Source organism: Pantoea sp. YR525 (assembly GCF_900116775.1).
In the GTDB taxonomy this organism is placed as follows: domain Bacteria; phylum Pseudomonadota; class Gammaproteobacteria; order Enterobacterales; family Enterobacteriaceae; genus Pantoea; species Pantoea symbiotica.
In genome coordinates this window covers 50,419-62,843 of sequence record NZ_FPBU01000004.1, presented here as the reverse complement: position 1 = coordinate 62,843, position 12,425 = coordinate 50,419, and the positions used below count along the sequence as shown (strand labels likewise).

At 54.3% G+C, this 12,425-nt stretch carries 14 protein-coding genes; 2 read left to right on the top strand and 12 right to left on the bottom strand.

Annotation, left to right across the window (positions count from 1 at the left end):
• Nucleotides 1-19: 19 nt before the first annotated feature.
• Nucleotides 20-268, top strand: a complete 249-nt coding sequence (locus tag BM323_RS09190; RefSeq protein ID WP_008101505.1) for a YfhL family 4Fe-4S dicluster ferredoxin — start codon at nucleotides 20-22, stop codon at nucleotides 266-268.
• Here BM323_RS09190 and acpS read toward each other — a convergent pair.
• The 11 genes from acpS to rpoE all read right to left on the bottom strand — a co-directional run bounded on the left by acpS (nucleotide 265) and on the right by rpoE (nucleotide 9,611).
• Nucleotides 265-645, bottom strand: a complete 381-nt coding sequence (gene acpS, locus BM323_RS09185; protein WP_008101506.1) for a holo-ACP synthase — start codon at nucleotides 643-645, stop codon at nucleotides 265-267. The two genes, BM323_RS09190 and acpS, sit on opposite strands and share 4 nt — an antisense overlap.
• Entirely contained in the window at nucleotides 645-1,376 is a 732-nt protein-coding gene (pdxJ, locus tag BM323_RS09180) for a pyridoxine 5'-phosphate synthase (RefSeq protein ID WP_008101508.1), read from the bottom strand. Before pdxJ ends, acpS begins: the two co-directional genes overlap by 1 nt.
• A 70-nt stretch (nucleotides 1,377-1,446) precedes the next feature.
• Complete coding sequence (gene recO, locus BM323_RS09175; protein WP_008101510.1) at nucleotides 1,447-2,175, bottom strand: DNA repair protein RecO; 729 nt, start codon at nucleotides 2,173-2,175, stop codon at nucleotides 1,447-1,449.
• 3 nt (nucleotides 2,176-2,178) lie between these two features.
• Nucleotides 2,179-3,084, bottom strand: a complete 906-nt coding sequence (gene era / locus BM323_RS09170) for a GTPase Era (protein WP_008101512.1) — start codon at nucleotides 3,082-3,084, stop codon at nucleotides 2,179-2,181.
• 49 nt (nucleotides 3,085-3,133) lie between these two features.
• Entirely contained in the window at nucleotides 3,134-3,814 is a 681-nt protein-coding gene (gene rnc / locus BM323_RS09165) for a ribonuclease III (protein WP_036620136.1), read from the bottom strand.
• A 118-nt stretch (nucleotides 3,815-3,932) separates the two neighbouring features.
• Nucleotides 3,933-4,904 carry a signal peptidase I gene (lepB, locus tag BM323_RS09160; protein ID WP_008101516.1) on the bottom strand — a complete coding sequence of 324 codons (972 nt, stop codon included), beginning with the start codon at nucleotides 4,902-4,904 and terminating at the stop codon, nucleotides 3,933-3,935.
• Between the two features lie 9 nt (nucleotides 4,905-4,913).
• A complete protein-coding gene (lepA, locus tag BM323_RS09155) occupies nucleotides 4,914-6,713 on the bottom strand; it encodes a translation elongation factor 4 (protein WP_008101519.1) in 1,800 nt (599 codons plus the stop codon).
• Between the two features lie 218 nt (nucleotides 6,714-6,931).
• Nucleotides 6,932-7,396, bottom strand: a complete 465-nt coding sequence (gene rseC, locus BM323_RS09150; protein ID WP_008101521.1) for a SoxR-reducing system protein RseC — start codon at nucleotides 7,394-7,396, stop codon at nucleotides 6,932-6,934.
• Nucleotides 7,393-8,349 (bottom strand): sigma-E factor regulatory protein RseB, encoded by a 957-nt coding sequence (gene rseB, locus BM323_RS09145; protein ID WP_008101523.1) that lies wholly within the window; start codon nucleotides 8,347-8,349, stop codon nucleotides 7,393-7,395. Before rseB ends, rseC begins: the two co-directional genes overlap by 4 nt.
• A complete protein-coding gene (gene rseA, locus BM323_RS09140) occupies nucleotides 8,349-9,005 on the bottom strand; it encodes an anti-sigma-E factor RseA (protein WP_008101525.1) in 657 nt (218 codons plus the stop codon). Before rseA ends, rseB begins: the two co-directional genes overlap by 1 nt.
• A gap of 27 nt (nucleotides 9,006-9,032) precedes the next feature.
• Nucleotides 9,033-9,611 carry an RNA polymerase sigma factor RpoE gene (gene rpoE, locus BM323_RS09135; protein WP_007886161.1) on the bottom strand — a complete coding sequence of 193 codons (579 nt, stop codon included), beginning with the start codon at nucleotides 9,609-9,611 and terminating at the stop codon, nucleotides 9,033-9,035.
• Between the two features lie 441 nt (nucleotides 9,612-10,052).
• Here rpoE and nadB point away from each other — a divergent pair, with 441 nt between their 5' ends.
• A complete protein-coding gene (gene nadB, locus BM323_RS09130) occupies nucleotides 10,053-11,690 on the top strand; it encodes an L-aspartate oxidase (protein ID WP_008101527.1) in 1,638 nt (545 codons plus the stop codon).
• On the opposite strand, the gene BM323_RS09125 is transcribed toward nadB, so the two are convergent.
• A complete protein-coding gene (locus tag BM323_RS09125; RefSeq protein WP_008101529.1) occupies nucleotides 11,656-12,405 on the bottom strand; it encodes a tRNA(1)(Val) (adenine(37)-N(6))-methyltransferase TrmN in 750 nt (249 codons plus the stop codon). The genes nadB and BM323_RS09125 overlap by 35 nt on opposite strands.
• Nucleotides 12,406-12,425: the final 20 nt, after the last annotated feature.

Genomic DNA, 12,425 nt, shown 5'->3' with positions numbered 1-12,425 from the left:
CTGTTATTGGACTTCCGCTATGGCCCTGCTCATCACCACTAAATGCATCAATTGCGATATGTGCGAACCTGAATGCCCAAACCAGGCAATCAGCTTAGGCGATGCGATCTATGAGATTGATGTCGACCGCTGCACCGAGTGCGTGGGCCATTATGATGTGCCGACCTGCCAAAGCGTCTGCCCGATTGATAACACCATTATTCTTGATCCACAGCACCCGGAAAGCCGCGAGGCGCTGTGGGAGAAGTTCGTGGTGTTGCACCCTTAGTTCTCGATAATCACCGTTGCGCAGGCATAATGGTGTTCATCCGCTAGCGTCACATGCACGTGCTTCACGCCGAGCTGGCTGGCAATCACTTTGGCCTGCTCAAAGAAACGTAATCCCGGCTTGCCCAGCGCATCGTTATACACTTCGAACTGATTGAAGGCCAGACCACCGCGAATGCCGGTGCCGAAGGCTTTTGCTGCCGCCTCTTTCACCGCAAAACGTTTGGCAAGAAAGCGCACCGGTTGCTGGTGCGCCTGATATTGCTGCCACTCGGCTTCGCTCAATACGCGGCGCGCCAGACGGTCGCCGGAGCGCTCAATGACGCCTGCAATGCGCTCGATCTCTACGATATCGCTGCCGAGTCCGAGAATTGCCATTAGCGACGCGCTTCCCGCATCAGTTGCTTCATTTCGCTGACCGCATCGGCCAGACCGCTGAACAGCGCGCGACCAATAATCGCATGGCCGATATTCAGTTCGTGCATTTCCGGCAGTTCAGCAATCGGCTGCACGTTGTGGTAGGTCAAACCGTGGCCGGCATTCACCTTAAGGCCGAGGCTGGCGGCGAAAGTCGCGGCTTTACGGATGCGTGACAGCTCAGCCTGACGCTCAAGACCTTCTGGCGCTTCGGCATAGGCGCCGGTGTGAATTTCGATATAAGGCGCGCCGCTGGTAACCGCCGCTTCAATCTGGCGGTGATCGGCATCGATAAACAGTGAAACCAGAATGCCGGCGTCGCTTAACAGGCGCACCGCAGCATTGATTTTATCCTGCTGACCCGCCACATCCAGCCCGCCTTCGGTGGTCACTTCCTGACGTTTTTCTGGCACCAGGCAAACGAAGTGCGGCTTGATTTCACAGGCAATGTCGATCATCTCGTCGGTGACCGCCATCTCCAGATTCATGCGCGTCTGGATGGTGTCACGCAGAATGCGCACATCGCGATCGGTGATGTGACGGCGATCTTCACGCAGATGTACGGTAATGCCGTCGGCACCGGCCTGCTCAGCAACAAACGCGGCCTGCACCGGATCGGGATAGTTTGTGCCACGAGCGTTACGTACGGTGGCAATGTGGTCAATGTTGACGCCTAACAGCAACTCAGCCATGACAATCCTTAAATGTGTTCAGTGTGTTTGCAGTGTACCGCGCTGAATATATCAGGCGGTACGACCAGCGCTAGTCGTTTGCCACATCTGGTTTCTTTTTTGGCACAAACTGGCGAAACAGTTCCTGACTCTTCAGCGGCTTGCCGCCAAGATAGGGCTTCAGCGCCATACGCGTAAAGCGTTTGGCGGCGCGCAGGGTATCGGCATCGGGGAATTCGCGTTCCCACAACGCACGCAGCTGGCGGCCGGTAAAGCTACGCTGATTGACCACCAAACTGGCGATAAAGCCCTTCTCTTCGCGGTAACTGTAGGTCATGCCGTCAGCGACCTCTTCGCCACTGCCGGCACAATGCAGAAAATCCACGCCGTAGCCGAGATGCCCAAGTAGCGCCAGCTCAAAGCGGCGCAGCGCCGGTTCAGGCGAGCCGTTGCCTGCCGCCAGCGTTTGGATGCAATTCAGGTAATCGAAGAACATGTCAGAGAAGGGAATTTGCTGTTCCAGCACGCGCGACAGCAGTTCGTTGACGTAGAGTCCGCAATAAAGCGTGATGCCGCTGAGCGGCAATGCCAGCGACACGGCTTCGGCATTGCGCAGCGTTTTGACGTCACCGCGTCCACCCCAGCGCACCAGCAGTGGCGTGAAGGGTTGCAGTGCACCTTTCAGTTGGGAGCGGCGCGATCGGGCGCCTTTGGCAAGGACGCGGACGCGCCCTTCACTTTCGCTGAACAGATCGAGGAGCAGGCTGGTTTCGCTGTAAGGGCGACTGTGCAGCACAAAGGCGCGTTGCCAGCCTTCCATCAATTAACCTTCGTCAGAGTAACCTAAGCTGCGCAGCGCACGTTCATCGTCCGCCCAGCCAGATTTCACTTTAACCCACAGTTCGAGATGCACTTTCGCTTCAAACATCTCTTCCATGTCTTTACGCGATTCAATGCCGATGGTTTTGATCTTGGCGCCTTTATTGCCGATGACCATCTTCTTTTGGCCTTCGCGCTCAACGAGGATCAAGCCATTGATGTCGTAACCGCCGCGATCGTTAGACACAAACTGCTCAATTTCTACGGTAACGGAGTAAGGCAGCTCAGCGCCAAGGAAGCGCATCAGTTTTTCACGGATGATCTCAGACGCCATAAAGCGCTGTGAGCGGTCAGTAACATAATCTTCCGGGAAATGATGCTCAGATTTTGGCAGGCATTTGCGCGCAATCGCCGCAATAGCGTCAACGTTTTTGCCGCTTTCCGCTGAGATCGGTACGATTTCGAGGAAGTTCATCTGCTGGCTAAGGAACTGCAGATGCGGCAACAGAATGCTCTTGTCCTGAATGTTGTCGACTTTATTGATCGCCAATACCACAGGAACTTTGTTATCACGCAGCTTGTTGAGCACCATCTCGTCGTCTGGCGTCCAGCGCGTGCCTTCTACTACAAAAATTACCAGCTCAACATCACCGATGGAGCTGCTGGCGGCACGGTTCATCAGGCGGTTGATTGCCCGCTTCTCTTCCATGTGCAGCCCTGGCGTATCCACGTAGATCGCCTGATAAGCGCCTTCGGTGTGGATGCCCATGATGCGGTGACGCGTGGTTTGCGGCTTGCGTGAAGTGATCGACACTTTCTGCCCCAGCAACTGGTTCAGCAAAGTGGATTTACCGACGTTTGGTCGGCCTACAATCGCGACAAAGCCGCTATATGTTTCGAGTTCGCTCATTCGAGTCCTGACTTGGGCAGCGTCGCTTTCGACGCTGCGATATGACTATTTATTCGAGGCCAAGCTTAATTAACGCCTGTTCGGCGGCTGCTTGCTCGGCTTTACGGCGGCTGGAGCCAATGCCCACCACCGGTTCTGCCATGCCACTCACCTGACAGTGAATGGTGAATTCCTGATCGTGGGCTTCGCCACGCACCTGCACCACCAAATACGATGGCAGCGGAAGATGACGTCCCTGCAAATACTCCTGCAGGCGCGTTTTCGGATCTTTTTGTTTATCGCCCGGACTGATCTGTTCCAGTCGCGAGTGATACCAGTCGAGAATTAACTTTTCGACGGTTTGAATGCTGCTATCGAGGAAAATGCCGCCAATCAAGGCTTCAACGGTATCCGCGAGGATCGATTCACGACGGAAACCGCCGCTCTTCAGCTCGCCCGGACCGAGGCGTAGACATTCGCCAAGGTCGAACTCGCGTGCCATCTCCGCCAGCGTATTGCCGCGCACTAGCGTGGCACGCATGCGGCTCATGTCGCCTTCATCCACACGCGGGAAGCGGTGATAGAGCGCATTAGCGATCACGTAGCTGAGAATAGAATCGCCAAGAAATTCAAGACGTTCGTTGTGTTTGCTGCTGGCACTACGATGCGTCAGTGCCTGCTGCAATAAATCCGGATGAGTAAAAGTGTAGCCCAGTTTGCGCTGCAGCTTGTTAATGACGATGGGGTTCATGCTATTCCAGTTGTTCTGTGCGTCTATCACTGCATACGAAACAGGGCTGAGGTTCCAACCTGTTCTGTTTGGTGTGCACTGGCCTCCCGAAAGAGAGGCCAACCTTTTTTGAAGCTAATTAGTGAATCCCACCAATGCGGCTAAAGCGCACGCCGGTCGGCCACTGTCCTTCTTGTTTCTCGAAGCTCATCCAGATAGCCACCGCTTTGCCGACCAGATTCTTCTCGGGCACAAAGCCCCAGTAGCGGCTGTCGGCGCTGTTATCGCGGTTATCGCCCATCATGAAATACTGCCCTTGCGGCACAATCCAGGTCGATTGCGGCTGGCCCGGCTGCTGATAATACATGCTTGCCTGACTTTGCGCTTCGTTTACCAGCAAGATATCGTGCGTTACGCTGCCCAATGTCTCTTTACGGGTGCCGAGACGCAGGCCGCCCTTCATGGTTTCGCCCTGCGGCGCCTGGAAGAAGCCGTTGCCGGTTTCATTGCCATCAAAGCCGCTGAAGGTCTGAATGAAGTTGCTTGGCTCAACGTTAGTGTAAGTCACCGGCAGCGCCGTGTCGCAATTGCCGCTGCTGCAACCCGGATTGATGGTCAGGGTTTTGCTGTAAGGATCAAACACCACTTTGTCGCCCGGCAAGCCAATCACGCGCTTAATGTAATCCACGCTGGGATCTTTCGGGTATTTGAATACCGCGACATCACCGCGCTGCGGATGGCCAGTTGGGATCAGCGTGGTTTGGGTAATCGGATCTTTAATGCCGTAAGCAAACTTCTCCACGAGGATAAAGTCGCCAATCAGCAGCGTTGGCATCATTGAGCCCGATGGAATCTGGAACGGCTCAAAAATAAACGAACGCACGATCAATACCACCGCCAGCACCGGGAACACCGATGCTGTGGTTTCAACCCAACCCGGCTGCGCGGCTACTTTCGCCAGCGTTTTGCTGTCGAGTGCGTTGCCGGCTTGCGCTTGCGCAGCAGCCTGCTTCGCTCGACGCGCCGGTGCCCATTTAAAGCGATCGATACACCAGATAATGCCAGTGACCAGTGTGGCGATCACTAAAACCAGGGCAAACATGTTAGCCATTAAAAATCCTTATTTGCTGTCTTTACCGACATGCAGAATGGCAAGGAATGCTTCCTGCGGCAGCTCAACGTTGCCGACCTGCTTCATTCGCTTCTTACCGTCTTTCTGCTTCTGCAACAGTTTCTTCTTACGGCTAACGTCACCGCCATAGCATTTCGCCAAGACGTTTTTACGCAGCTGTTTTACCGTTGAGCGAGCGATAATGTGGTTGCCGATTGCCGCCTGAATCGCAATATCAAACTGCTGACGTGGGATCAGATCTTTCATCTTCTCCACCAGATCGCGGCCACGATACTGTGAGTTATCACGGTGAGTAATCAGCGCCAGCGCATCAACACGTTCTGAGTTAATCATCACGTCGACACGCACCATGTCAGAGGTCTGGAAACGTTTGAAGTTATAATCCAGCGAGGCATAACCGCGCGAGGTTGATTTCAGACGGTCGAAGAAGTCGAGAACCACTTCCGCCATCGGAATCTCATACGTCAGCGCAACCTGCTTGCCGTGGTAAACCATGTTGGTTTGTACGCCACGTTTTTCGATACACAGCGTAATGACGTTGCCGAGGAACTCCTGCGGCAGCAGCATGTGACACTCCGCAATCGGCTCACGCAGCTCGGCAATATTGTTCAGCGGTGGCAGCTTCGACGGGCTATCAACGTAGATGGTTTCACCGTCGGTGGTTTCCACTTCATACACTACGGTTGGCGCGGTGGTGATCAGATCCAGATCGTATTCACGCTCCAGACGCTCCTGAATGATCTCCATGTGCAGCAGACCGAGGAAGCCGATGCGGAAACCGAAGCCCAGCGCCGTTGAGCTCTCTGGCTCGTAGAACAGTGACGCATCGTTCAGGCTCAATTTGCCCAGCGCATCACGGAACGCTTCATAGTCGTCAGAGCTGATCGGGAACAGACCTGCGTAAACCTGCGGCTTCACTTTCTTGAAGCCAGGCAACACTTTCTCCGCCGGATTGCGCTGCAAGGTCAGGGTATCGCCCACAGGCGCGCCGAGGATGTCTTTAATCGCACACACCAGCCAGCCTACTTCACCGCAGTTCAGTTCGTTGCGATCAACACGCTTCGGCGTAAAGATGCCGAGACGGTCAGCGTTATAGCTTTGACCGGAGCTCATGACTTTAACTTTGTCGCCTTTGCGCAGCGTGCCGTTCTTAATACGAATCAGCGATACCACACCAAGGTAGTTATCGAACCAGGAATCGATGATCAGCGCCTGCAGCGGACCTTCCGGATCGCCTTCTGGCGGCGGGATGTCACGCACCAGACGTTCCAGCACGTCGGGCACGCCGACGCCGGTTTTCGCCGAGCAACGCACCGCATCAGTCGCGTCAATGCCGACGATATCTTCAATCTCTTCCGCTACGCGCTCTGGATCGGCGGCAGGCAGGTCGATTTTGTTCAGTACCGGTACCACTTCCAGATCCATCTCCATTGCGGTGTAGCAGTTTGCCAGCGTCTGCGCTTCAACGCCCTGCCCTGCATCGACCACCAGCAATGCTCCTTCACATGCCGCCAGCGAGCGGGAAACTTCATAGGAGAAGTCAACGTGACCGGGAGTATCGATAAAATTGAGCTGGTAAGTTTCACCGTTCAGCGCTTTGTAATCGAGCGTCACGCTCTGCGCTTTAATGGTAATGCCGCGCTCACGTTCCAGATCCATGGAGTCCAGAACCTGCGCCGCCATCTCACGATCGCTCAGGCCACCACAAATTTGAATCAAACGGTCAGAGAGCGTTGATTTGCCGTGGTCAATGTGAGCGATGATGGAGAAATTTCGTATGTGCTTCATTTATATGAATATCTTCACGTAGAAAATCAGTGGGAAACTTGAGCACGGACACATTCAGGAAAGTGAGCTTTACCCGGAACCCTGTCGGCCTCATTAATGACGACGCATATTACACTGTTAACGCCGCGCGTTAAAGAATGGAACTGTGGGGAATCGCAACAGATTTCAGCGGTTAAGCCGATTGAGAAAGGCCGCATCAAATGCGGCCTGGACTGGGATCACGCTTCGCTTTCCACGCGCAACGCATCAGGCGGTAACGCAACGCTAAGAATCACCGGCTGGAAAGCCTCGCGATCGCCGAAGAGTTTGGATACACCTTTCGCGACGATAAAGCCGCCAATGCCGCCCAACAACGCGCCACAGGCCGCAGCCAGATCGCTGGCGAACAGCATCTGGAAGATGCCCGCCACTAAAAACAGGCCAAACAGCGGCGTCATGTAAACCAGCAAAGCGGAACCCAACAAGCTGCTTTCGCGGATGCCTAACTCAATGCGCTGGCCGGGTTGCAACGGCTCCGCGCTGGCGATAGTCATCACGTGGGCATTTTTCGGACCCAGCTGATTAAGCGCGTGGCTGCCGCAGCCTTTACGCGCCGAGCAGCTGTTACAAGACGTTTTCGCTTCCGTGTGCAGTGTGGCAATGCCTTCTTTCCACGCCACCACGGTGGCCCATTCTCTCATCATTTTGGTGAACCCGAATCTATGCTGTCCGCAATACGTTTAGCCGTGGCTGGCGGTAACTCGCCCACCACCGTGATTTCGTTATTATTGCGTACTTCTGTCTGCACCGTACGACGCCCAGTGCGCAATGCCTGCACGCTGCTGCTTTTATCTGCTGGCGTAACGTTGATGGCAAAGCTAAACAGGCCATCGCTGTACAGGCGCGATTCGACCGTTTTGTTCATCGATGGGATATCACGGCGACTTTGTGAGATCAGTTTCATGCCCGCCGGGAGCCAGCCTGGCTGCCAGCTGAGTTCGACTTTGTCACCCGCTGGTAAAGACAGCGATGGCGGCAAGTTGGCCTTCTCAAGTCCTTGCATCAGATTGCGCACGCCTTCATCGACGGCAAAGCTGATGACGCGGAACTGCTCCAGCGTTTCACCGTCTCGATCGAGCAGATCGATGCGCAGCGGCAATTTGGTATCCACATCCAGCCACACTACATAGCTGTAGCGCGTGCCATCACGTGACACGATGCGCACCACTTCGCACATCTGATCGGCCATACGCGAACGGCCAACCGGAATGAAATCGTAGGCTTCGCCCAAACGGGAGAAGTCAGCGAACATCAAACCAGGTAACGCATCGATGATGTGATTGCCCGGCAGCGAGAAGGGATCTAATCCCGGCTCGAAATAGCTGATGTCGTTTCCGCGCTGGATCACTTCACGGCGCGGCCCGTCCATCTGCAACAGTTGGGCGAAGATACGATTGTCGATAACCGCGTGACGATAACGCAGAGATTCAATGCCGAGACGCGAGACATTGATGTAGGCGAATTCGTAGTTGAGGTTCTGGCTTGCCTGCTCCATCTGTTGTAACAACGCCCCGGACGCAGAGGTCTGCGCCGAGGCGATAGATGAGCAAAACAGGCTGCCTGCCAGCAGGCTAACGGCACACCAAAGCTGCTTCATTACTGCTGCTGAGTTCCTAACGACTGATTTCCGGGAACATTAGCCTGAGCCTGTTGCGGATCGTTTTTCTCAAACTGAACCTGATCGGCATGCAGACGACGTTGCAGTTCATAATCCTGCAGCATGGCATTGACGCGACGACGCTGTTCCTGCACCTGCTGATTAGAGCTGTTAGTGTCAAAGGCTTCAGAAGGCACGCCTAAGCTAACCGGAGACGCTTTACCCATCATCGGCAAGGTGTTGAATGCCGGTGAATCTGACGCTTCAGTCGCGCTGCCGGTTGGAGAACTGTTGTAGTGCTGAACACCGACAATGACAGCCAGTGAAACACAAGCAGCAACACCGACTTGCGTCAGCTGTGCCGCCCAACTGCCACCGCGACGCCAGAACGGCATCTTCTCGTAACGTGACGGCTCAGGCTGCGCTTCAGGGATCAGCGGAGTGACTTTGCGTGCCGGTTCGTTTTCGATGGCCGCAGCCACACGTGCGGAGATATCAAAATGCAGCACTTCTCCGATATCACCTCGTAAGGTGTCGCGGATGAGATGGTAGCTTTCCCAGCTTTGCTGAAGATCCGCATCCTTAGATAACGACGCCAACAGCTCGTTATCTAAAGTTTCACCATCCATTAAAGCGGAAAGTTTTTCTTTCTGCATGCCTTGGTACCCTTCCAGTAGCCGTTATCACTGACGTTGGATAAGCGGTTGAACTTTATTATCAATAGCCTCTCGTGCACGGAAGATACGCGAACGTACGGTACCGACCGGACAATCCATGATGACGGCAATCTCTTCGTAACTCAGGCCATCCAATTCCCTGAGGGTAATGGCCATACGAAGATCTTCGGGAAGCGCCTCAATGGTACGAAAGACGATTTGTTTCAGTTCCTCAGACAACATTAAGTTCTCAGGGTTCGAAATTTCTTTCAGTGCACCTGCACTTTCGAAATTTTCCGCATCAATCGCATCCACATCACTGGATGGCGGACGTCGCCCCTGAGCAACCAGATAATTTTTCGCTGTGTTTACCGCAATGCGGTACAGCCATGTATAAAAGGCGCTGTCGCCACGGAAAGATTCCAGTGCGCGATACGCTTTAATAAAAGATTCCTGAACCACATCAGGCACATCGCCTGACGGAACATAGCGTGAAACCAGGCTCGCCACTTTATGCTGGTATCGAATCACCAGTAAATTAAAGGACTTTTGATCTCCCTTCTGAACCCGCTCAACGAGAACCTGATCCGTTAACTGCTCGCTCATCCGAGGTAATATCTCCCCAAAACTTTTTTATGCGTAAGTGAACTGCCAGCACATCTCATTGTTCTGAGCAAGCATGCGCTTAGAGTGACCTAATGGTCTGAAGTTCACTACGACCAGAATTTTTCCGTATCGGAACCACGACATCATTGTTGTTGATTGTCTTTCAGTGTAGCGACTTGCCACGCTGGTGGTGTCTTTTGCGGCACCGATAATCGCTGGCAGAGTACCTTATGACGCCGTCATTTTCACCTTTATTACCTGAATTTTCAGAGTGTTTGATATAAAAAACACATTGTGCTTAATTTCAGAGTTAACTTACTGAATTCACGTTATTATCTCCCTTTGCTGAATAATTTTTCCGCGCAATTTGTTCAAAATACTTCACAGCATCCCCATCCCGGCTTATGCTCAAGCCACCTTTTGTTTAGTAAATTAAACACCATGACTTCTCTCCCGGAATATCAGTGTGATGTCCTCATCGTCGGCAGCGGTGCGGCAGGTTTATCGTTAGCGCTGCGCTTAGCGCCGCATTATCAGGTTACCGTGCTGAGTAAAGCGCAGGTGAATGAGGGCTCAACGCTGTATGCGCAGGGCGGGATTGCGGCGGTGTTTGATGAAACTGACAGCATCGAATCACACGTTGAAGACACGCTGGTTGCTGGCGCAGGCTTGTGCGATCGCGATACGGTGAGCTTTATCGCCAGCAACGCGCGTCACTGCGTACAGTGGCTAATTGATAACGGCGTCGCCTTCGATAAAGAGCCGCAGGCTGATGGCGAGGCGCGTTATCACCTCACGCGCGAAGGCGGACACAGTCATCGCCGCATTCTACACAGCGCCGATGCCACCGGACGCGCGGTAGAAACCACGCTGGTAAGCCAGGCGTTGAGCCATCCCAACATCCGCATTATCGAGCGTACCAATGCGGTGGATTTGATTCTCTCCGATAAGCTTGGCCTGCCCGGCAAGCGCCGCGTGGTTGGCGCGTGGATCTGGAACCGTAAGCGTGAACAGGTGGAAACCTGTCGCGCGCGCGCCGTGGTGTTAGCCACTGGCGGCGCAGCAAAAGTCTATCAGTACACCACCAATCCAGACGTAGCGTCTGGCGATGGCATTGCCATGGCATGGCGCGCCGGTTGTCGCGTGGCGAACCTCGAATTCAATCAATTCCATCCCACCTGTTTATTCCATCCGCAGGCACAAAACTTCCTGCTGACCGAAGCACTGCGCGGTGAAGGCGCCTGGCTGTTACGTCCTGACGGCACGCGCTTTATGCCTGACTTTGATCAGCGTGCCGAGTTAGCGCCGCGCGATATTGTGGCGCGCGCCATCGATCATGAGATGAAACGGCTGGGCGTCGATTGTATGTATCTGGACATTAGCCACCAGCCGGAAAGCTTTGTGCGCGCGCACTTCCCGATGATTTACGAAAAGCTGCTGACCTTTGGCCTCGATCTCACCAAACAGCCGATTCCGATTGTGCCAGCCGCGCATTACACCTGCGGCGGCGTGATGGTCGACCAGCAAGGCCGCACTGACGTAGATGGGCTGTACGCGATAGGTGAAGTGAGCTATACCGGCTTACATGGCGCAAACCGCATGGCATCCAACTCCTTACTCGAGTGCCTGGTTTACGGTTGGTCAGCGGCTGAAGATATGATCGCCCGCTTGCCGGACGTCGCAGCGGTAGAACATCTGCCCGCGTGGGACGAAAGCCGCGTTGATGATGCCGATGAACGCGTAGTGATCCAACATAACTGGCATGAACTGCGGCTATTCATGTGGGATTACGTGGGCATTGTGCGCACCACCAAACGTCTGGAACGCGCGCTGCGGCGCATTAATTTGCTGCAACAGGAAATTGATGAGTACTACGCGCACTTCCGCCTCTCTAACAATTTGCTCGAGCTGCGCAATCTGGTGCAGGTCGCCGAACTGATGGTGCGCTGTGCGTTGGAGCGGAAGGAGAGCCGAGGGCTGCACTTTACCCTCGACAATCCCGATTTGCTGGATGAGGCGTTACCGACCATCCTGCAGCCCGAAGTTAGCGAAACAGGTAAAAGTCTTTCACCAGACTGAGCCAGTCGGCTGAATAGCTTTTATCTTCATCACGAATGGCGAGACGTTCCAGCAACGTTTCGCCGGCAGAGGGAGAAAAGCCCAACACCACGCGATTCGGCGGGCGCTGCGCATAGGCGGCGACATCATAGCGATAACGCAAATGCCAGCCATCCGCCAGCGCCAGTGAAATCAATGCTTCGCCTGCTTCAGCTGGCAGCACCACACAAAATAGTCCTTCTTCTTCAATCAACTGGGCGGCACAGCGCAGCAGCGTGAGATGGTCGAGTGTTGCGGTGCTGCGTGCGGTATCACGCGCGATACTGCCTGTTGCCATTCCTGGCGCAAAAAAAGGCGGATTACTGACGATGAGTGAAAAGCGTTTTTCACACTGTTCGCTCCAGCTGACAATATCCTGATGATGCACATGAATGCGATCTGCCCACGGCGAGGCCTGCATATTTTCCTGCGCCTGCTGCGCTGCGCTGGCTTCCAGTTCAACGGCATCAATTTCTACCGAATCGGGCGTGCGTTGCGCCAGCATCAGCGCTATCAACCCGCTGCCGCAGCCAATATCGAGGATGCGACGCGCGCCTGCCACTGGCGCCCAAGCCCCGATTAACACGCCATCGGTGCCGACTTTCATCGCACAGCGATCGTGCGCCACGAAAAATTGCTTAAAGGTAAAACCATCTTTTCTTAACGTCGGCCGCACCTGCGGCTGGTCCTGAGACATACTTCACTACCATTGAATTT

Excerpts from the sequence above, each read along its gene's own strand:
- nadB (WP_008101527.1), top strand. The coding sequence starts at position 10,053 with ATGACTTCTCTCCCGGAATATCAGTGTGATGTCCTCATCGTCGGCAGC.
- rseA (WP_008101525.1), bottom strand. The coding sequence starts at position 9,005 with ATGCAGAAAGAAAAACTTTCCGCTTTAATGGATGGTGAAACTTTAGAT.
- rnc (WP_036620136.1), bottom strand. The coding sequence starts at position 3,814 with ATGAACCCCATCGTCATTAACAAGCTGCAGCGCAAACTGGGCTACACT.
- lepB (WP_008101516.1), bottom strand. The coding sequence starts at position 4,904 with ATGGCTAACATGTTTGCCCTGGTTTTAGTGATCGCCACACTGGTCACT.
- recO (WP_008101510.1), bottom strand. The coding sequence starts at position 2,175 with ATGGAAGGCTGGCAACGCGCCTTTGTGCTGCACAGTCGCCCTTACAGC.
- acpS (WP_008101506.1), bottom strand. The coding sequence starts at position 645 with ATGGCAATTCTCGGACTCGGCAGCGATATCGTAGAGATCGAGCGCATT.
- BM323_RS09190 (WP_008101505.1), top strand. The coding sequence starts at position 20 with ATGGCCCTGCTCATCACCACTAAATGCATCAATTGCGATATGTGCGAA.
- BM323_RS09125 (WP_008101529.1), bottom strand. The coding sequence starts at position 12,405 with ATGTCTCAGGACCAGCCGCAGGTGCGGCCGACGTTAAGAAAAGATGGT.
- lepA (WP_008101519.1), bottom strand. The coding sequence starts at position 6,713 with ATGAAGCACATACGAAATTTCTCCATCATCGCTCACATTGACCACGGC.
- rpoE (WP_007886161.1), bottom strand. The coding sequence starts at position 9,611 with ATGAGCGAGCAGTTAACGGATCAGGTTCTCGTTGAGCGGGTTCAGAAG.
- era (WP_008101512.1), bottom strand. The coding sequence starts at position 3,084 with ATGAGCGAACTCGAAACATATAGCGGCTTTGTCGCGATTGTAGGCCGA.
- rseC (WP_008101521.1), bottom strand. The coding sequence starts at position 7,396 with ATGATGAGAGAATGGGCCACCGTGGTGGCGTGGAAAGAAGGCATTGCC.
- rseB (WP_008101523.1), bottom strand. The coding sequence starts at position 8,349 with ATGAAGCAGCTTTGGTGTGCCGTTAGCCTGCTGGCAGGCAGCCTGTTT.
- pdxJ (WP_008101508.1), bottom strand. The coding sequence starts at position 1,376 with ATGGCTGAGTTGCTGTTAGGCGTCAACATTGACCACATTGCCACCGTA.